The organism is Gracilibacillus salitolerans (genome assembly GCF_009650095.1).
In the GTDB taxonomy this organism is placed as follows: domain Bacteria; phylum Bacillota; class Bacilli; order Bacillales; family Amphibacillaceae; genus Gracilibacillus; species Gracilibacillus salitolerans.
Window position 1 is genome coordinate 1,568,751 of sequence record NZ_CP045915.1, and the last position, 20,876, is coordinate 1,589,626.

The following is a 20,876-nucleotide window of genomic DNA, read 5'->3' on the forward strand; positions in this document are numbered from 1 at the left end:
AAGGAAGTCACTGATGACAAAATTAAAAGTTGCTCTAATTGGTGCAGGAGGTATTGCAACAGATGTACATATCCCTGCTTATCGAAAAGTTCCAGAACAAGTAGAAATTGTAGCGGTGGCAGATGTAGCCTATGATAAAGCAAAAACGGTGGCAAGCGAGTACGGTATTCCAGCAGCATTTGATAGTTATGAAACAATGTTAGCAGAAACAGAGATCGATGCTGTAAGCGTTTGTGTACCAAATAAATTTCATAAGAATGCAGCTATTGCCGGATTAGAAGCAGGTTGCCATGTATTATGCGAAAAACCACCAGCAATGAGCCAGCAAGAAGCAAAAGAAATGGAAGATGCGGCAACTAAATCAGGTAAGTTGCTAATGTATGGTTTCCATTACCGTTTCCAATCTGAGACACAAGCGGCTAAAAGGTTCATTGATGCCGGCGAATTAGGTGAAATTTATTCTGGTCGAGTGCAAGCGATTAGACGACGTGGCATTCCTGGCTGGGGTGTATTTACCAACAAAGAACTACAAGGTGGAGGTCCATTAATCGATATTGGTGTCCATATGTTAGATACGGCATTATATTTAATGGGTTACCCAGAGCCTGTCGTAGTACTTGGTCAGACACATCAACAACTCGGAACGAAAAAAGGTGTAGGTTTATTAGGTGAATGGGATTATCAAAACTTTACTGTCGAGGATATGGCGGTAGGGATGATAACTTTCAAAAATGGTGCATCACTAGTATTAGAATCAGCATTTGCTGCAAATGTGGAAAAGCGTGATACGATGCAGGTTTCATTAATGGGGAATAAAGGTGGAGCCGATATTTTTCCATTAAAAATGTATCAGGAAAAGCACGACACATTAATTGATATTACACCAGCCTATTTACCGGAAATCAATGCTCATCAAACAGAAATTCATGCCTTTGTAGTAGACTGTATCGAAGGAAATGTAACAGACCGTTTTGCCAAGCAAGGAACCAACATTCAAAAAATTATAGATGGACTTTACCAATCGGCTGAATCGGGTAAAGCAATATACTTATAAACATTTAATTAGAGAAGGAGCGTTATACATGGGAAAAATTGCGATTCAATTATATTCAGTACGTGACCATACCTCGAAGGATTTTTTAGGGACTTTACGTAAATTGGGTGAAATGGGTTATGAGGCAGTGCAATTTGCCGGATTTTTTGATACACCTGCAGAAGAATTAAAACAAGTAATGGATGAGGCTGGACTAGTTGCTGCTGGAAGTCATATGCCGTTTGACAGTTTAACAGGAGATCAATTGGAAGAATCATTAACCTATAATAAAACAATTGGTAATGATTTGATCATTTGTCCAATACTGCCCGAGGAACTAAGAGCGGATGAAGGTGCCTATTATCGTGCGGCAGAAGAATTAAATGAGATCGGCCGAAAATGTGCAGAAGCTGGATTTTCCTTTGCATATCATAATCATAACATGGAGTTTTTTGATCTAGGTAATGGAAAAAGAGGATTTGATATTTTATTCGAAGAAACCGATCGTGAGTATGTCAAAATGGAATTGGATTGTTATTGGGCAACACATGCCGGTGTAGATCCATTACAAACGATAAAAGCATATAATGATCTTGTTGTTTCCTTACACATTAAAGACATGACGGTAGAAAATGGCGAAAAACGCAGTATTGAAATTGGAAAAGGTACATTAGATATTGCAACATTATGGGAAACAGGAGAATCTGTTGGTGTCAATTGGTATGTAATTGAACAAGAACAATTCGACGGAGATCCACTAGAGAGTGCTAAAGAGAATGTTGTTAATTTGAAAAAAGTTATAAATAAATAAGCATTAAATTCCTCATTTTTTGGAACGTTATCCTTAAAATGAGGAATTTTTATGGTCTAAAGATAGATGAGAAATGTTGTGTAATATAATTAGTCTGTCTTTGAGATAAGTGAAGATATCTGGGCAACAGCATCCTTTATCACAGTGCTAATCGTCCGTAATACCCTACTTCAAGGTTCAAGTAAAACTAAGAAGCTATGTGGGGGATAAACGGACGCTAACACCCTGATAAGTTTCACTAACCCACAGTTTGGGGCAAAAACCCCACTGAGGGAAGTCTCACTTTATCTCGTGAATTCAGAAAAAAGCATGATACATATATGAAATGATACTTAATAGTACAAAAATGATTATTTTGATCATTTTGGGGTAGAAGTAACTATATATAATGACGCTAATGGAGGGGTTAAGCAATGTTAAAGAATCTATTTAAGAAGAAAGAAGCGAATTCAGATTTAATGGCACCATTGACGGGAAAAGTAATTCCATTAGAACAAGTACCTGACCAAGTCTTTTCCCAAAAAATGATGGGGGATGGTGTAGCGATTGAGCCTACAGGTAAACAAGTTGTATCACCTGTTGATGGCGAAGTGGTGGATGTATTTAAGACAAAACATGCGATTAGCCTGAAAACGGATGGTGGGGCTGAAATTTTAGTACACATGGGTCTTGAAACAGTTGAATTGGATGGAAAAGGTTTCGATATGCAAGTAGAGAATGGTCAAAAGGTTAAAAAAGGAGATCCATTAGCTACATTTGATATTGATACGGTTGCAGCAGAAGGATACAAAACAGTGACTCCCATTATCTTATTAAATGGTGAAGATTTTGCGGTGAGTAATGTCGCGAGTGAACAAGATGTGGCAGCAGGTGAGGGCGTTCTATTTCATGTTGAGAAAAAGTAACAAGGACAAATGATATAAATATACGATAAAACGTATGAGATTTCACATGGAGAATCTCATACGTTTTTTCAAAGGAGTGTAATATAAACTGTGTAAGTTAGAGTTTCAATTTAATTCTTTTTACGATTGACATGTATCATAATCTTCGTCACATATTGTTCCTCATTGGTTTTTACAACAGTGTCATAAATATATTCTTCTAAAACATAATCTCCTAACTCTAAATTTAATCGATTCATCTCTGACAAAAGTCGTTTATATGTATGGTGGATCTTCTTATCCTCTCCTATATGGTATCCGGTTAAAAAGTCACCTTGTATCGTCTTATAGTATGGGTTATCCTTCCGAGAATGAAGTTGTTTTATATATAAATAACTATAATTAGTAAACTCACCCTTTAGCACTTGTTTTCGTTTAGTTAAGCCTCCTATAGGGTATCCGGTATCGATATGTAATTTGTACAATTCATCAACAAAGTCTGAGAATACTTCAAAAAATTCTTCATCCGAAACATTTTCTATATTTTTACTTAAATAATATGTTTGTTCCGGTAATTGTTCGACACTAACTTGATCAAAATCTATACTTGATGCTTTATTCATTAATTCAATCTGTGCATCGATCATATTCTCTTTCATTTCAATCTCCATCCGTTGTTTCGCTACTTTTTCTTTCTGTTGATACATGATCGATACGAATTTTTCAGGTGATTTATGTTTAACATATTGACGAATATCATGTAATGACATGCCCAGATCTTTTAACAATGCAATGAGAGTAAATAACTCTAATTGGTGGATTGAATAATAGCGGTAGCCTTTTTCATTTTTTAATACAGGTGATAAAAGTCCAATTTGATCATAATAAAAAAGTGTTTGCTTATTTACTCTGCAAAGTTTGGCAAATTCACCAGTTGTGAAATATTTAATATTTTTGTCAGTCATTTTTCAACACTCCAGTCTTGACTATATAGTTACTATATACCATAAGATGATCTAGTAGACAACATTAGAAATGGAGAAATGACAATGAAACAATCTATCTTTCGAAATCGAACATATATGTTATTGTTAGTTGCAGGTATTTTTGCGATCGTTGGCTTTAGTATGTTTTTGACAACGACTTCTTGGTATATCATCAATGTATTAAGTTCACCTGGAGTCTTGGGAATTGCTTTAATTACGGCAACAGTGCCACGTTTAATATTGATCACTTTTGGTGGAGTGTTGGCCGATAAGTATAAAAAAACTACGATTATGTTTGGTACTAACTTGCTTCAGGCATTGGTTCTGTTTTGTATTTATTGGCTTGTGGCAAGTGACTCCATGACATTAGTTTTATTATTTGTTACGGTAGGCGTATTTGGTATGCTGGATGCATTTTTTGGACCGGCCAGTTCCTCTTTGATACCGAAAATAGTGGAAAAATCGCAATTACAGCAAGCAAATGCTTATTTCCAAGGTATTGATCAAATATCATTTATTATCGGTCCGATCCTTGCGGGAGTAATCATGGAAACTAGCACTATAGCTACTAGTTACTTTGTGGCAACCCTATTGGTTCTGTTATCTGCTCTCGTAGTTTTTCCACCTTTTATTAAAGAAGGACCAGTTGAGCACAGAGGTGATCAAAGCACATTAGAAGATTTTCGTGAAGGTATTGCATATATGAAATCTTCTACATTCTTATTAACAGGGATTATTGTGTTGATTACTTTAAATTTCTTTGTATTTGGCGGACTGCAAATTGCAATGCCATTGTTAGTTGATCTTCTTGGTGGGACACCGATTAATTTAAGTTTTATGGAGGTTAGCTTAGGAGTCGGTATGGTACTTGGGACGCTAATTATGAGTTTTGTTAAAGTGAAACGTAAAGGATTTACATCTCTAATGGGGCTTACCGCTTCCTTGATATCTTTGATTATCTTTAGCTTTGCTACTAATTTAACGATCCTGACTGCTATATTGTTCTTTATTGGGTTTTCGATTGCATTTGTGTTTGTTCCTTTTTTCACAGCAGCTCAAGAAACTACCGAGAATCGAATCATGGGAAGAGTGATGAGCATTATCTTCTTGGCGATGAATGGATTTGATCCAATTGCATATGGTGTTGTAAGTGCGTTAGCTTCAGCAGGAATGGATATTCAGTTAATTTTGCTTGTCGCTGGAGTGCTTGGTATGGTTATCGCTGTTTGTGTATGGTTTAAGGGGAAAGCATTTGTTAGAGCTTATTAACAATAATTGCAATATTATATTTAACGTGAAGTTCAAGAAAATGGTAATTTGAAGGAAAGAGTTAAACAAGGCGATCATCAGTGGTCGTCTTGTTTAATATAAGAAATAAATAAAATATTTTGGAATATTATGTTAATATTAAAGTAAATTATTGATGAATAAGGATTAGTCTAAAGAAACTTAGACTTTATAATGAAAACTGGATTTGTAGCTTTTAACGAATATAATTCCGAATGAAAGCGCGTTAAAAGTAGAAGGACAATCAGGGAGGAAGTATTTTATGTTTTATCGAAGAAAGTTTTATATTGTAAAGAAAGAATTTGTAGAAATTTTTAATGCTCATTTTAATAACACGAATTTACCCAACCAATTAAAACATGGTGCAAGATTAGTAGGTCGTTGGATGAAAGAAAATAATGATGATACGGTAGAAATATTTGCTATATGGGAGTATAACACTTATGAAGAATACTTAGATATTGAGTCCAAAGTAAGAAGTGATAAAGCGCATGTTAAACGAGTTCAAGACTGGTATCTAAAAAATGGTGGCAGAGAACGTGTATTTAATGATTACATATTAGAAGTAAAGAACGAACCGATAGAATCAACCGTGAAAGAGAATAACTAATTTTTCTCTCATCTAACGGAGCAAAAAATAAGAGTAGAAAACTGGAGGTACACGTATTTCCTAATAACGGAAGTAGGATAAGAAGTTATCGATAAAGAGGGATGTATATGGCTGAATATATTAAGGAAATAAGAGAACTTATCGGCAGCAGACCTTTAATTTTGGTTGGTGCAACTATTATAGTTAAGAATGATAGAAACGAAATTTTATTCCAACACCGATCTGATACTACAGAATGGGGATTACCAGGAGGTGCAATGGAAATTGAGTTACAAAATTGGCAAAATAAAAGCATTATTGATTCACTTTAGCCACAATCAATAATGCTCAAATTAAGAATACTACTTACTTTATTTTTTATTGGCCTTAATCAAGCCATCAATTCCCTCCCAAATTAATCCTATAACTAGGAGGACCAGAATCCATAATGTAGATTGATTCCAAATCATGCTTACAGTTCTATATGCATCACTGTTTTCAGTAATTAGTCCAGCTTGTGTAAGCTCATGTAGAAAATTCGGGTTCCAAAATGCATTTCCATTTATCATTATAAATACCGCTATAATGGAAATGAAATTGATTATCGCTGTATAAGTGACTAGCTGGTAAGTCCATTTTCCATATACGAATTTTAGAGATTCTTTTATTATTCCAAAGCCCATAATAAGGAAAATGAAAAGTAAGGACGAACTATACGTTTCTCTATTTAAAAAAGGAACTACGCCAGCGAATTCATCATGGAAAATCCAGACGCCTAAATAATCATTAGAAAAAGCAAAGATGATTATTAATAATGTATAAAATGCAATACCGGTTATTGGTTCATAATACTTGATTTGCCTTTTTTTATCTGGAGTGGGGGCTAAATCTGATGGTTTCCATTCTATTCCTATTTCTAAATCTTTTGATTTGATTTCACCAAAATAGTCCGCAATAGCAAATCCGAATGTTGTCCAACCAAAAGCTGCAGGAAGTGCGCTAACAAGTGCAACAATAAATCCAACGAAATGATCAAGAATAGAAACTGGATTTAAAATACTTTGAATAATGAAGCTAAGAGATATGACAGAAAAGGTTGAAATTAAAGCGATTTTTAAAACTAATAGATAGGAATCAAAAAAGTCTGGACCAATTAGATATTTTTTAGCTCCTCTATACTTTTCTGCTAAAAGCCTTGGGTTTCCCAGTTCCATTAATACCTCTTCCACATCGGTATCTCTAATGTCCTTGCCTTGAACTCGTTCATCTAACATATCCTCAATTAAACTGTGGAGTTCCTCTGCAATATCCTCCCTCTGTGGTTGTGGTAACTTCTGTGTTACTGCATAAATATAACGGTCAATCATCTCCATCTTTTTCTCCTCCTTGAACGTCAATAACGTTACTCATGTTTTGTACAATTTGTTGCCATTCAACGATCAGCAGTTCATATACTTCTTTTCCTGTATCACTTAATAAGTAATATTTACGTGGTCTTGCTTCATTTGTGTCCCATTTACTATCAAGTAATCCTTGTTTTTCTAGTCTTCTTAATAGTGGATACAGTGTGCCTGGTTCTACATGAATACCTTTTTCTCCCAGACTTGTAACAAGTGAATAACCATATTGAGGTTCTGATAGTTGACTTAACACCCCAATCGTAATCGTCCCACGTCGCAATTCTTGCATTAATTTATCCATATATTCTTTAGCGTCACTCATGTTATCAACTCCTCAATTTATTATAGTGTATGTCACACACTATTGTAAAGTGCATATTATTATTTATCTCTAAATATTTGGATATACTTATAACATTTTAGTGTTTGACAGTATTAAGTTAACTGGGGCAAATAATTAAACGAGTTGATCACCAATGGTCGTATTTTTTAGATGAAAAAATATAATATAAACTTTGGAATATTATGTTAGTATGGAAGTATCAAGATATTGGATGAACGTGACAGAGGAGTTGGATCGACAACTAAATGCAATTAATGTATGTAGAAACCAGAAGGAAACTGTGAAAGGTTGGAATCTAAAAAAGAAAGGAATAAATATATGGACAAAGAGCTTTTGAAAAATGGTTTATCTATAATCGCCTTATGTAAAAGAGAAACAGGGGATATATGGCACGCCCATATTGGAGTAGCATCTATTGCAGCGTACTATTTTATTAAAGAGAATAATTTGTCTAGTGAGACTATGAAGAAGATTCATTCGGAAGCAAAAGTAATGACCGGAAAAAATAAACTACCTAGCATTTCAACTAATCAGGAGACAGTCAGTATGGATATTGCAGAACAAAAGATAATGAAGAGCCTTGATCGATCTATTGATAGTCTTCACTGGGTTGGTCACAATGTCATTTATGCTGCCCAAAGTATACTCGCTATTCGTGAGCTTGAAGGTTGGGGGAATGCTGAAGAGATTGAAGGCATATGTGACTTAATTTTTGCCTTTGAAAAAACAATTCCAGGTAGATCTTGGCTTGGATGTTCGGCTAGAGACGTAAGAGATTTTGTAATAGTAGACAATGAGGAATTTCCATCCATTTTAAATCCCACCCAGTTGTCTGAATTCATTTTAAATGAAGTAGCTTCATTCTCTACGATTTATAGGGCGGAAGCGCACCACGATCTAATTGGCCACTTACTTACTTTTTCACATAGCCTTAATGTACTACATGATCTAGGTTATTCAGAATATTTCCACAGAGGACTACATGCGATATTTCAACTAGTAAAAGCGTTAAGACTTAGCCAAAACTTAACTAATGATGAACTTCCTAAGTTAAGATCGCCAGTTGACCGTTTGCCATTAGTAAAAGCAGAACGTTCCATGTGGCAGCCGATAGAAGAAGCGTATTGGAAGGCGGACTTTACTGTTGATGAATGGGATTATGGTCATGTATTTAAATTTCCTTATAGCTTTTACAATCATTATCACCGAACACCAGAGACTTCACCGAAAGCACTTGAGAATTTTCGATATATTGTCTGGGTTCCAGAGTAATTACAAACTCGTAATATAGTAAAGCCAAAAATTGTAAGAAGGTGCGCAAATGAAAAAAGAAAAACTAATTAAAAAATATGATAAACAGGTAAAAATCTATGAAAATAAGCGTACTAATCAAAAGCTTGCTGGATGGAGAAATAAAATAATAAAAAACGCATATGGAAAAGTCTTGGAGGTCGGAGTTGGAGCGGGAGCAAACTTTCCTTACTATGATAGGGATAATGTTGAGATAACAGGAGTGGATTTTAGTTCAGAGATGATCCAGAGCGCCAAAAGAGCAGCATCACATTTTCAAGTGAATGCAGAATTTATTCAAGAAGATATTGATGAGCTGGTTCTAGAAGACAACTCTTTTGATTGCATCGTATCAACCCTTTCACTTTGTAGTTATCCCGATCCCATTGTTACATTGAATAAATTTAATAAATGGTGCCGTAAAGATGGGATCATATTGTTAATGGAACATGGACTGAGCTCAAATATATTTCTTTCCTTTGGCCAAAAAATGATTGATCCACTACATACCAAAATATCTGGATGTCATTGTAACAGAAATATAAATATGTTAATCGAAAATTCTAATCTTCAAGTCGATCATATCGAGCGTTACTGGTCAGATATCATCTATTTAATATGGGCGAAACCAATTCGATTATAATTAAACTACTTGTTCTACAGGAACAGAAAGACCTATATAAAGGTTGGATTTGGAAAAGTGAACTTTAAAAAGACTTCATTCTTTTTTTCTATTGAGAAGGTTGTTTAGGTTTATAGAAAGTCATAGGAGGGGGATTTAAATGTCAAACCATAAAAATGAAGAAATACTATCAGGAGGAAACGTCTCTAACGTTTATCGTTCGGGAAATACTATACGAAGAGAATTAAAGAAAGATAGTCCAAAAATTCATAAGTTATTAAAGCATTTGGAAACTAAAGGTTTCAGTTATGCACCAAGGTTTTTAGGGATTGATGAAAAGGGGAGAGAGATATTATCATTCATTGAAGGAGAAGCCGGTAATTATCCTTTAAAAGAGTACATGTGGTCTGATGCAGTCTTGATAGAAATAGCCAAAATACTCCGTCTTTATCATGATTCTGTGAGTGATTTTTCATATGATAGCTGGCAATCAATCGATAACACTCCTCAACCATTTGAAGTACTATGTCATAATGATTTTGCAATATACAACATTATATTTAATCATAAAAGACCAATAGGTATTATTGATTTTGATGTTGCTGGACCTGGTCCAAGGCTTTGGGACATAGCTTACACTCTTTATACTTGCGTCCCGCTAAGTAGATTTTATCTTTCAGAAAAAGGCGAAAAAGTTTATTATAATTCATTGCAGCATGCTAAGCGTATAAAAGAAAGAGTTAGAATTTTCTTTGAAGCTTATGGGGAGAGAATGGAAGAAGAGTATTTGGAAATGGTACTACTACGTTTAGAAGGGTTATGTAAAACTATTACAAGAAAAGCCAGTGAAGGTGACACTGCGTTTCAAAATATGATAGATGAAGGACATCTTTCCCATTATCAATACGATATTAAATTTATTCGTGATCATGGGCAAGAATGGATGTAAGATTAGTTTTTGTGAGGTATGGGGATATTTAAAAACGAATCTTTTTCGCTCTGGTCAGAAAAGGCATAAAGAATATTCTAATTCCATATGCCTTTTGAAAGTTATAATATTTTGAATAAAAACCTTAGAGCAGCTATTCTATTGTTGATCTCGTGCTTCATCTTTAATTTCTGCTCTCATACCTGAAATCGCTTCTTCTCTACGACGATTTTTTTCTAAAATTTTTTCTTTTTCTTCTGATGAAGCAAACTGCATTGTCTCATGTGCTTCTTCAATATTTTCTATTGTATCTTGTACCTTGTGTTGTAATTTTTCAACATTATCTGAGCGATCATCTGGATTTGGCTGGTTCTGTTGCTTTGCCACTCTTATTCCTCCTTTTAAATATCATTAATCATATTATGAGTAAGAACGAAAATAATATGTATGCACTATGATTCGATTTTTTTGTCTCTTTTCAGAAGCAACAGAGTCTTTCTTAGTATATCAATTACTGAATAATTGACACAGCTTGGACATATCTTCTTGTATGAGGGAGGTATGTTCATGAAGGTATTAGTCCTCCATTTGAAATTAAAAAGGATGGTTATTTTTCTATTTTTAGTTTATCTTTCGGTTGTGTTATTTGGAAACTTTGTAAGTGATGGTACAACCTTTATCAGAATGAGATCTATAAGAAACGCGTTAATAGGAGTAAAGCATAATATTATCCCTTTTTCTACTATTGGAACCTATCTGTTTAATTATAATAGTTATAATCCAAATATTTGGTTTTATAATACTTTCGGCAATATCTTATTATTTGTCCCCATGGGAATTTTACTTCCTATCTTATCGACAAAGCTAACAAGGTTACTTTTAACAATTGGTATTACATTTCTATTAAGTTTGACTATTGAAATAATACAACTTGTTACTCAATTAGGTGTTTTTGATGTAGATGATATATTGCTAAATACATTAGGTGGATATGTAGGTTTTTTGATTTTTGTTTTGTTTAAAAATAAGAAAAAGGATACTTAATTAAAAAGCTTAGAGATAATCTCTAAGCTTTTTAGTGGTGAAAATAACCGAAGTTTCTATTTACGACAACGCCTTTAAATGAAACAATCTTGATTGATAATCCCCAGGATGCTCCTGTCCCCAATACTCATTAGCGCGGTTAATGTAATTACCTGCCAGGATAATCCCGATATTCATCAGCTCACTGCCATAATACGTCGTTTCGCCATTTACTTCATACAATGTATCTGGCTCTAGACCGGTTAATTTGATGCGGTTATACGCCTCATTCGGTTTTGCCAGTACTTTATAATAACCAACTAATGCTTCCGATTTTTCTTCGTTTACCACCATCCATGTTGTTTCATTATTTTCAAACGGACTGGATAGTCGATAGAATTCCCCATCTCTTATGAAGGATCTTTTTTCTTTAAAGAAAGCAACTTGTTCTTTTACTTTTTGTTTTTCTGCTTCTGTCAGTTTCGTAATATCCAACTCATAACCGAAAGTACCAAAATAGGCTACCGCTGCTCGAGTATCAAGCGACGCAAGACGTCCGACTTGATGATTTGGAATGGCAGAAACGTGACTTCCGATCGCACTTAACGGATAGACCATCGATGTACCATATTGAATCTTTAAACGTTCGACTGCATCGGTATCATCACTTGTCCAAGTTTGTGGGGCGTAATATAACATACCCGGATCAAATCTGGCACCGCCACCGGCACATGATTCAAAAAGGATTTCAGGATATTTCTTGATCAGACGTTCATATAAGTTATACACACCTAAAATATAACGATGGTACACTTCACCTTGTTGATCTGCAGGTAGACTTTGTGAAAAGGCTTCGGTTATATGCCGGTTCATATCCCACTTAATATAGGAGATTTTTGATTTTGAAATAATTTTATCCATTAAATCAAAAATATAATCAACTACCTCACCTCGAGTGAAGTCTAGTACAAATTGGTTTCGACCGTGTGAAGCTTTGCGTTCCGGTGTAGAAAGAATCCAGTCAGGATGTTCTTCAAACAGTTTGGTATCTTTACATACCATTTCTGGTTCAAACCAAAGACCAAATTGCATATCTAACGCTTCTACTTTTTCGCTTAAGCCATTGATACCATTTGGCAATTTTTCTTCATATTCAAACCAATCTCCAAGTGAACTTGTGTCATCATCACGTTTGCCAAACCAGCCATCATCTAGAACAAATAATTCAATTCCTAAGTTTCGGGCTGTTTTGGCAATGTCCAGTACTTTCTCTTCATTAAAATCGAAATAAGTTGCTTCCCAATTATTAATCAGGATAGGACGAACTTTATCGCGCCAAAACCCTCTGACTAAGCGTTCGCGATACAGCTTATGGAAAGTTTGGCTCATACCATTCAGTCCTTGATCAGAATAAACGAGCACACTTTCAGGTGTTTGGAAGCTTTCACCGCCTGCTAATTTCCATTTAAAACGATATGGGCTAATCCCCATGTTAACGCGGCTTACGTTATAGGTGTCTACTTCTACTTGTGCTAAAAAATTCCCACTGTATACAAGACTGAAACCGTACACTTCTCCTTGATGTTCATCTGCGTTCGAACGTTTCAAAGCAAAAAAAGGATTAAAAACATGGCTACTTGCACCACGGTTTGAATAAATCGATTGAATGCCTTTCGATAATCGTTTCGTTTCCACATGTCCTTCTCTTGCCCAGGCTCCTTGTAAATGAACCATATCGAATTGGTCATCAGCTAAATCCACATTCATACTCATTGCCTGATCAAGATAATAAGTTTCTTTACCTTCATTTATAAATTTCGCATTTCGCGTTATTACATTACGGTTTTGGTAAATAGTATAAGAAAGAATTAATCGACATTGTAATACGTCATCTATTAACTCAATTTCGAGTGTATCTGCTTCCTCTTCATTTTCAACATAGGTAGCGGGTAAGTTCGTTAATGTCTTTTTTCCTTTTATTATTTGAAAGCTATCGTATGTAAAGTTAGTAATATGACTGCCATCTTCTCTTAAAATAGCATGAGCAGGATAACGAAAGTCTGTTGATCCATAACTAGGATACTCTTGTTTAATATGCTCCATGGAAGAAGTATGGTCCCCTTCAAACATATTTGTTGATGGACGGATTTCTCGTTCGATTAAATGGGTGAATGATTCCCTGTGGTGAATTCGCTTACCATAGTATAAATGTTCAAGCTGGTGGCTTTTTTCTAAGACACGGAAAATGTAACTTACATTATCGTTGTACAGATGAAATTCTAACTGCTCCTGGTTCACTTGAATAGGCATGATTATTCCTCCTTTTTGTTAAGTAAAAGTTAACGTTTACTTGCTTAAATATATTAAAAATATAGGGTGTTGTCAAAGTATATAAGTAGATTAAGATAAATACCTAGACAATCAGAAGAAAAAAGATTTAATATATTACTTAATGGATTAAGTTATGATCCGATATAAATATACAGGAGGGATTATGTGTCAAATCTAAATGGTATTTCCTTAGACTTCGAGAAACGATTTGAAGAGCAACAAGATATAAAAGGTAGACTGTTTCGAACGTTACATGTCATGTATCGAGGTCATTATTTGAAATTATTTGTCTCGTTTATCTTCTTTTTACTAAAGCATTCACCTGTTTGGATTCTACCTATTGTAACGGCGAATCTAATCAATTTCGCATCTGACCCAAGTACATATGACGTGCGTTATTTATGGATGAACATCATAGTATTAACAATTGTCATCATTCAAAATTTGCCGAGTCAAATATTGCATATTAGTTTTATGAGTAAGGCGATTCGACATGTAGAGGCAGGTTTGAGAAGTACGTTAATCCGAAAATTACAACATCTCTCCATTTCATTCCATAGTGAACTAAGGTCAGGGAAGTTACAGGCGAAAGTGTTGCGAGACGTTGAGATGATCGAGATCATGTCCAAGCAGACAATGATGGGCGTCTTGCCAGCATTTATGAATGTTATTGTGGCGATAGCTGTAACGGCAAATAGAAGTTGGACAGTAACATCCTTCTTTTTGGTTGCGATTCCGATTTCAATTTTGATAGTTTATTTTTTCCGTGGGAAGTTAACGAAACGAAATCGAGAATTTCGGGAGCAAGTAGAAGAAATGTCTGGTCAAGTCGCAGAAACAGTAGAGATGATCCCGGTAACAAGAGCACATGGATTAGAAAAAGTAGAGATTAATAAAGTAGATTCCTTATTACATCATGTCCGTGGGAAAGGTTACCGCTTAGATATTACCGAGGCATTTTTTGGAGCAAGTAACTGGGTAGCATTTCAACTGTTTCAAGTCTTATGTTTACTTTTTACCGTGTATCTTGCTTATCAAGGTCAAATACCGATCGGGGATGTGGTGTTATATCAGACCTATTTTACGCAAATTTTAATGTCTATTTCTGGTGTGATTAACATTTATCCTCAGTTAGCAAAAGGCTTTGAGTCGGTTCATTCGATCTCAGAAATCCTTTTCGCGAAGGAAACACAAGAATACCAGGGGAGAACGAACCTGAAAAAATTAGACGGTAAGGTAGATTTTGATCATGTTTATTTTAAGTATCGTGATTCAGATAAACATGTATTAACAGACTTTCAGCTAGATGTGCAACCTGGTGAAACCATTGCTTTTGTTGGTGAATCTGGAGCGGGAAAATCTACTATTTTGAATCTAGTAACTGGGTTTTACCGGCCTAGTAATGGAAGAATTTTGATAGATGAAGTAGAGATGGATGATTGGAGTATGAGAAGTTTCCGTAAGAAGATAGCGGTAGTGCCGCAGAATACGATTCTCTTCTCGGGATCGATTCGTGATAATATCACGTATGGCTTAGCTGAGGTTACCGAAGAAGAGGTGCAGCAAGCGGTTCAAATGGCTAATTTACAAGATATCATCGATGAATTACCAGATGGTCTGGAAACAAAAATCGGGGAGCATGGGGATCGTATGTCGGGTGGTCAAAGACAACGGATTGCCATTGCAAGAGCATTCATTCGAAAACCGCAAATGGTTATATTGGATGAAGCTACTTCAGCGTTAGATAATGTCTCAGAAAAATTGATTCAAGATGCCATGCAAGAATTAATTAAAGGAAAAACAACCTTTATCGTGGCACATCGCTTATCGACAATACGAGATGCAGACCGTATAGTCGTGATGAAAAATGGTCAATGCGTAGAAATGGGAACGTATGACGAGTTAGTAGAGAAAAAAGGGGAGTTTTATCAAATCAAAATGGCATCAGAAGCAGTGCAGATCTCCTAAAAATGAAGCAGCAACACCTTCTATATAGGTGTCGCATCTGTTGCCTGGTAAGAGGAAGGGAATTCATATGAAAAAAAGATGGAAAAAAATATCTCTGCCAAGAATGAATATTAAAAAACGGCGTTGGAATCGTAATTTTCTAGCAGATCGTCAAATCGGTCAAAAATATGGCTTACTGTTTGCTGGTGTTTTAGTGTTGTTTGTACTCTCCTCATTGATTACGATTTTATCCATGAATGGGGTATTAAAAGAATCACAAGCAGTGGATGAAAAAAGTGATGCATCGATAGAAATTGTGGAAGTGGCTTCAACCTTTAAACAAAAATCGATTATTATTTCGGATCTATTAACGGAGCAACATCCAACAACGACAGTAGAAGACTATCAGGAGGAAGGCGATGCATTTCTAACATCTGTGGAAATGATTGAAGAAGAATTAGAAACAGAAGAACAACGTAAAATGTATGACAAAGTACTAGATTATAATGAACAAATGGATCAATTATTTTTTGATGAAATCATTCCTCGAACAGCAGAATATCGTGATAATGGGGAAAGGGTAGACATTTTTGTTCAAACTGATTTACATAACAAAGCAACAACATTACGAAATTATACGATTCAAGAATTGATGCAATTAAAGGAACTTGTGTTAGCGGAGCGAAGTGATTTACAAGAAAATATGCAAAAACAATCAAACACGACCATGGTTGTTGTTATCGCGATCGTTGGATTAGTTTTAGTTAGTTCTATTCTTGTTTTGGTAGTAGTAAATAGAAGAATGTCCAAAAGGTTTGCGAATTTAGCAACGTTTGCGAAACAATTGGGAAATGGTGACTTAACCGCTGAACGAATCGAAGCGGAAGGTAAAGATGAAATTGCCGTTATTCAAAACTCTATGAATCAAATGGCTAATGATCTGCAACGTTCGATAGTCCGATTATTGGAGACGACGGAAACAGTAACTAATATGTCGAAAACCTTAAGAGAAAATGCAGAAGAAACAACCGATGTGAATACTCAAATAACTTCTACTATGGTAGATATAGCTAATGGCAGTGAAGCACAAGTGCACACGGTTCAAAAATCGACAGAGATAATGGAAGAGATGAAAAACTCTTGGACGGAAGTAACTGCAACGATGAAAGAAGCCATTCGCTTAAGTAATGAAACGAAACAGGAGATTGAAAATGGCACGAACGATGTAACAGATACGGTAGACCAGATGAATGTGGTTCAAATGCAGGTGGATAGAATAGCAACAATTATCCACTCATTAAGTGATCATTCTTCTAAGATTAGTAGTATTGTAGATATGATTCATTCGATCTCGTCGCAAACAAATCTATTAGCATTAAATGCAACGATTGAGGCTGCAAGAGCTGGTGAACATGGAAAAGGATTTGCAGTTGTCGCTGATGAAGTTCGAAAGTTGGCTGAACAGACAGCAAATGCAACGGAGAATATCCAATCATTAATTACTACTTCTATAAAAGATACCGAGCAAGCAGTTGAAGTGATGGAAATGAGTACAGATTCGGTAAGTCAAGGTGTAGATAAGGTAAAAAGGGTCGGCACTGTATTTGATCTTTTATCAGGATCGATCCAAACGTTAAATAACCATAATCAGCAGGCTAGCAAAACGATTGACATTACGAACGGTAAAATAGATCAAGTAAGTGAGGCAACTACTAATATTCAGGACATCTCTGAAAAGTCAGCAGAAAGTATCGAACAAATTGCGGCAGGTTCAGAACAACAAAATGCAGCGATGCAACAATTACTCGCTTCATCACAAGAATTAGCATCTATGGCACACGAATTAGAAGTAACATTTGCAAGATTTAAAGTGTAAGTGAAAGCCGGTGAAAGAGCCTTGTTTTTTCGCCGGTTTTTTGAATGAAAAATAAAAGCAGAAGCGTTTTTTAGGAAAAAAATGTAGTATGTTATTAGTTTTTATGCTATATAATGAATATAAAATATTTACTTTATCGATTAGTTTTAGGATTAGGAGGAGGTAATCATTCTTAAACATATTAAGAATTTTGTTAACAATATAAATGTAAGAAATAAGTTATTCATCACATTTGTATGGGTTGTTTTTATTCCTGTTGTGATTGTAGGAGGTTTTTTAACAAATGAATTAAAAAATCAGGCGATTGATGAAGCGGAGGAACAGGCTTCAGTTAATATGGAAAGGGTGAAGGAGCGGTCACTAGAAGTATTAAAAGTACCTCTTTATATCTCGAATAATATCATGCTAGACTATCGCCTTGAGGACATCGTTAACAATAACTATGAAACAACCTATCAAGTAATTGCAGATTATTGGGAATATAACACCTTTGAAGAATATCAGAAGATATACGAGTCGGAGATTTCTAATATTCGCTTTTATATGGATAATCCAACTCTTATCAATAATTGGGAGATTATCCCGCTAGATTCAAATGTAAAAGAGACTAATTGGTATAAGCTTGCGATGAATAACCTAGGTGAGGTTCAATGGTTATATATAAAAGATGAAACAAAAAAGGATACCAAATACCTAAGTTTGGTTCGTAGAATTGATTTCCCCTCCTATCAAACCAATGGAGTACTTGTAATTAACGTAAATTTGAAAACGCTAACAACTATTTTGTCGCAAGAAGCTTCTTTGACGATGCTTGTTGATGATCAACATAATATCATAGCATCGAATAATGCGGAACAGATCGGGCATAAGCTAAAAGATTTTATTCAAGAAGAACATGTGTTAGCTGGTGAAACAGGTATTTTTCATGATCAGGAAGCAGAACAACCTAGAAGGATATTTGTCCAATCCATTCCTTTACAAGAGACGGACAACCCATTGTCAATTATTTCTGTGATTGAAGATGATAAGATTGTAAAAAGTGCACATCAGTTTGGGCAAATGGGGACTGTTTTAGTATCCATAACCGTATGTATTGCTATTCTTCTTATATATATTGTATCTAAATTATTTTCCAATCGATTAATCATGTTAGGTAGCCAAATTGATATAGTTTCGAAAGGGAATTTCAATACACGGATTGTCATAGACGGTACTGATGAAATAGGAAAATTAGCTAAGAACCTTGATCAGATGGTGCAAAATATAAAAACGTTAATTTGCAAAGTGGAACATAGTAATCATCAAAAGGCATTGCTAGAACGGAGGCAAAATGAAATTAAATTCAAAATGATGGCTTCTCAAATTAATCCTCATTTTTTATTTAATTGTCTAGAATCGATTCGAATGGAAGCTCACTATAAAGGTGAAACGGAAATAGCAAATGTTGTAAAGCTGTTAGGGAAATTAATGCGGAATAATATTGAAGTTGGATCGGGGAGCATAGAATTAGAAAGGGAATTAGAAGTTATCCAATGGTATTTAGATATCCAAAAATTTCGCTATGAAGAGAGATTGAATTATTCATTTGATATTGATCCTGCCACCAAACAAACTTTAATACCACCATTAATTATCCAGCCTTTAGTGGAAAACAGTGTTATTCATGGGTTAGAACAACACAGAATGGGGGGAAAAGTGAAAATATCTTCAAAAGTGGAAGGAAATCAACTGATAATAAGAGTAAGCGATAATGGAATAGGTATGAGTGAGGAGAAAATTACTAACATTTATCAAACATTAGATGAAAAGGAAGAGCAACATGGTGTCCGAATAGGCCTTAGAAATGTCCATCAAAGATTAAAATTATTATATGGAGAAAGTAGTGGGTTAATCATTACAAGTAAACAAGGAGTTGGAACAAGTGTATCTTTTTCGATCATATTAGGGGGTGATAAAATTGTGGAAGGTAATCATAGTTGATGATGAAAGACGTACACGACAAGGAATTGTAACTCTGGTAGATTGGAGAAAATTAGGATTTGAAGTAGTAGATACAGCATCAGATGGATATATAGCCGTCGAAAAGTATAAGCAACACTCGCCAGACCTGATCATTATAGACATCAAAATGCCGAGAATGTCTGGCATGGAAACGATAAAAAACATTCGGGAACAGGATAAGGCAGTAAAATTCCTCATACTTAGCGGGTATACAGAATTTCAGTATGCGAAACAGGCGATACAATATAATGTAGAAGGTTATTTATTAAAGCCTTTGGAAGAAGAAGAGCTCATCAGTTATTTAAAAAAGATAAACACAGCATTCGCAGAGGAAACAAAGTATAAAGAAAACAAGAAGCATGATCAGTCGCGAAGTTATATAGATTTGATTATCCAACAAAAAATAACGAGAGAAGTCAGTTATTTCTTCTCCGAGAAAATGAAATGGAATTACTATGCTATTCTTTTAATCAGATTCTTTGATAAAAAGCAACTAGATTTAGTCGATATAGTTGAATCTATCAAACAATATGTAACGAAAGAAGAGGGGAAGGTATTTATAAAAAACGGCTATGTAGGGGTATTGGTAAAGGAAAATGACGTTGGCAGTAATTCGGAAAAAGTATATTATCCCGTTTATTACTGTTTGAAAGAGCAAAACCTTGCATTTATTGGTGCAGTATCTGATTGTGTTGAACAACTTGAAAGTATAGCAAATTGTTATCAGCAGGCAGTATCGTTTTTACAGGAAAGCTTTTTCTATGAGGAAGAGTATATGATTACGCCTTATACCCCAATGATTAAAGAGCGAAGCATCGATAAAGCTGCAGACCAGCTATCTGATTATAAAGCAAAGCTATTTTATGCAGTAGAAATAGGTGATGACAATACGTTCAAAAAGCTTATGATGGAAGTTATCGTTCTATTAGCTAAATCTGCCTATACAGAAATGGAAATAAAACAACAAGTTACTACTTTACTAACGTATATTAATAACAAATTATCGGTTCAGCATCCTGAAGTTCAAGATAAAATTACGAACAAGCTTAGTGATGTTGTTAGCATTCAACAGAGTTATTCGGTAAAACAACTGATGTCAATTACATTTGAACATTTAAAAGCGTTATCCTCTGTGATTGATGCAGATAAATCGGATCTAATAGTAAAGCGGATGATTCATCTTATCAACAAAAACTATGATCAGAATATTAAATTAGATACAATGGCTGATCTATTACATTATCACAAAGTATATTTAGGGAAAATATTTAAGGAAACAACAGGAGAGTATTTTAAAACCTATTTAGATAAAGTAAGAATCGAAAATAGTAAACGTTTATTATTGGATGGTTTTAAAGTATATGAAGTAGCAAAAATGGTTGGATATACGACTTCGGATTATTTTCATAGTAAATTCAGAAAGTATGAAGGAATGTCCCCGTCTGATTACCGCAAAAGTAAGAAAAAAATGATGAAAGAATACTCGTAAGCTGTTTGTGATATTTTGAAAAATAATGGTTTCAGG

At 34.9% G+C, this 20,876-nt stretch carries 18 protein-coding genes and 1 pseudogene; 14 read left to right on the top strand and 5 right to left on the bottom strand.

Annotated elements, in window-relative coordinates; all coding sequences use genetic code 11:
* Positions 1-13 precede the first annotated feature (13 nt).
* From GI584_RS07420 to GI584_RS07430, 3 genes are all read left to right on the top strand, one after another.
* Positions 14-1,054, top strand: a complete 1,041-nt coding sequence (locus GI584_RS07420; protein ID WP_153790811.1) for a Gfo/Idh/MocA family protein — start codon at positions 14-16, stop codon at positions 1,052-1,054.
* 28 nt (positions 1,055-1,082) lie between these two features.
* Positions 1,083-1,844: a sugar phosphate isomerase/epimerase family protein gene (locus tag GI584_RS07425; RefSeq protein WP_157801894.1), complete on the top strand. Its 762-nt coding sequence runs from the start codon at positions 1,083-1,085 to the stop codon at positions 1,842-1,844.
* Positions 1,845-2,257: 413 nt separating this feature from the next.
* Entirely contained in the window at positions 2,258-2,749 is a 492-nt protein-coding gene (locus GI584_RS07430) for a PTS sugar transporter subunit IIA (RefSeq protein WP_100361279.1), read from the top strand.
* Positions 2,750-2,859: 110 nt separating this feature from the next.
* Here GI584_RS07430 and GI584_RS07435 read toward each other — a convergent pair whose 3' ends face one another.
* Positions 2,860-3,693 carry a MerR family transcriptional regulator gene (locus tag GI584_RS07435; protein WP_100361278.1) on the bottom strand — a complete coding sequence of 278 codons (834 nt, stop codon included), beginning with the start codon at positions 3,691-3,693 and terminating at the stop codon, positions 2,860-2,862.
* An 84-nt stretch (positions 3,694-3,777) separates the two neighbouring features.
* Here GI584_RS07435 and GI584_RS07440 point away from each other — a divergent pair, with 84 nt between their 5' ends.
* The 3 genes and pseudogenes from GI584_RS07440 to GI584_RS07450 all read left to right on the top strand — a co-directional run.
* Positions 3,778-4,983 (top strand): MFS transporter, encoded by a 1,206-nt coding sequence (locus GI584_RS07440; RefSeq protein WP_153790812.1) that lies wholly within the window; start codon positions 3,778-3,780, stop codon positions 4,981-4,983.
* Positions 4,984-5,263: 280 nt separating this feature from the next.
* Positions 5,264-5,611, top strand: a complete 348-nt coding sequence (locus GI584_RS07445; protein ID WP_153790813.1) for an NIPSNAP family protein — start codon at positions 5,264-5,266, stop codon at positions 5,609-5,611.
* Between the two features lie 107 nt (positions 5,612-5,718).
* Positions 5,719-5,877: pseudogene (locus GI584_RS07450) on the top strand (NUDIX hydrolase); the annotation flags it as partial.
* Between the two features lie 84 nt (positions 5,878-5,961).
* Here the strand turns inward: GI584_RS07450 and GI584_RS07455 are convergent.
* Together GI584_RS07455 and GI584_RS07460 are read right to left on the bottom strand one after the other, a co-directional pair.
* Positions 5,962-6,963, bottom strand: coding sequence for a permease prefix domain 1-containing protein (locus tag GI584_RS07455; protein WP_153790814.1), 1,002 nt, complete (start codon positions 6,961-6,963; stop codon positions 5,962-5,964).
* The gene (locus GI584_RS07460) at positions 6,950-7,312 is read right to left on the bottom strand and encodes a PadR family transcriptional regulator (protein ID WP_153790815.1); all 363 of its coding nucleotides are present in this window, start codon (positions 7,310-7,312) and stop codon (positions 6,950-6,952) included. The genes GI584_RS07455 and GI584_RS07460 overlap by 14 nt, the downstream gene beginning before the upstream one ends.
* Before the next feature lie 339 nt (positions 7,313-7,651).
* On the opposite strand from GI584_RS07460, the gene GI584_RS07465 reads away from it, so the two are divergent.
* The 3 genes from GI584_RS07465 (at position 7,652) to GI584_RS07475 (ending at position 10,194) form a co-directional block, all read left to right on the top strand.
* On the top strand, positions 7,652-8,605 hold the full coding sequence (locus GI584_RS07465; protein WP_153790816.1) for a hypothetical protein: 954 nt from the start codon (positions 7,652-7,654) through the stop codon (positions 8,603-8,605).
* Between the two features lie 49 nt (positions 8,606-8,654).
* Positions 8,655-9,266 carry a class I SAM-dependent methyltransferase gene (locus GI584_RS07470; RefSeq protein ID WP_153790817.1) on the top strand — a complete coding sequence of 204 codons (612 nt, stop codon included), beginning with the start codon at positions 8,655-8,657 and terminating at the stop codon, positions 9,264-9,266.
* A 139-nt stretch (positions 9,267-9,405) separates the two neighbouring features.
* A complete protein-coding gene (locus tag GI584_RS07475; protein WP_153790818.1) occupies positions 9,406-10,194 on the top strand; it encodes a phosphotransferase in 789 nt (262 codons plus the stop codon).
* A gap of 138 nt (positions 10,195-10,332) precedes the next feature.
* Here the strand turns inward: GI584_RS07475 and tlp are convergent, their stop codons facing one another.
* On the bottom strand, positions 10,333-10,560 hold the full coding sequence (gene tlp, locus GI584_RS07480) for a small acid-soluble spore protein Tlp (protein WP_153790819.1): 228 nt from the start codon (positions 10,558-10,560) through the stop codon (positions 10,333-10,335).
* Positions 10,561-10,740: 180 nt separating this feature from the next.
* Here tlp and GI584_RS07485 point away from each other — a divergent pair, with 180 nt between their 5' ends.
* A complete protein-coding gene (locus tag GI584_RS07485; protein ID WP_157801893.1) occupies positions 10,741-11,217 on the top strand; it encodes a VanZ family protein in 477 nt (158 codons plus the stop codon).
* A gap of 60 nt (positions 11,218-11,277) precedes the next feature.
* Here GI584_RS07485 and GI584_RS07490 read toward each other — a convergent pair whose 3' ends face one another.
* Positions 11,278-13,506 carry an alpha-galactosidase gene (locus GI584_RS07490; RefSeq protein WP_153790820.1) on the bottom strand — a complete coding sequence of 743 codons (2,229 nt, stop codon included), beginning with the start codon at positions 13,504-13,506 and terminating at the stop codon, positions 11,278-11,280.
* 186 nt (positions 13,507-13,692) lie between these two features.
* Between GI584_RS07490 and GI584_RS07495 the strand changes: the two genes are divergently transcribed.
* The 4 genes from GI584_RS07495 to GI584_RS07510 all read left to right on the top strand — a co-directional run bounded on the left by GI584_RS07495 (position 13,693) and on the right by GI584_RS07510 (position 20,840).
* Positions 13,693-15,495 carry an ABC transporter ATP-binding protein gene (locus GI584_RS07495; RefSeq protein ID WP_153790821.1) on the top strand — a complete coding sequence of 601 codons (1,803 nt, stop codon included), beginning with the start codon at positions 13,693-13,695 and terminating at the stop codon, positions 15,493-15,495.
* 67 nt (positions 15,496-15,562) lie between these two features.
* The gene (locus GI584_RS07500; protein WP_153790822.1) at positions 15,563-17,350 is read left to right on the top strand and encodes a methyl-accepting chemotaxis protein; all 1,788 of its coding nucleotides are present in this window, start codon (positions 15,563-15,565) and stop codon (positions 17,348-17,350) included.
* 258 nt (positions 17,351-17,608) lie between these two features.
* Positions 17,609-19,330: a cache domain-containing sensor histidine kinase gene (locus GI584_RS07505; protein ID WP_153790823.1), complete on the top strand. Its 1,722-nt coding sequence runs from the start codon at positions 17,609-17,611 to the stop codon at positions 19,328-19,330.
* Entirely contained in the window at positions 19,308-20,840 is a 1,533-nt protein-coding gene (locus tag GI584_RS07510) for a response regulator (protein ID WP_194842152.1), read from the top strand. The genes GI584_RS07505 and GI584_RS07510 overlap by 23 nt, the downstream gene beginning before the upstream one ends.
* Positions 20,841-20,876 lie beyond the last annotated feature (36 nt).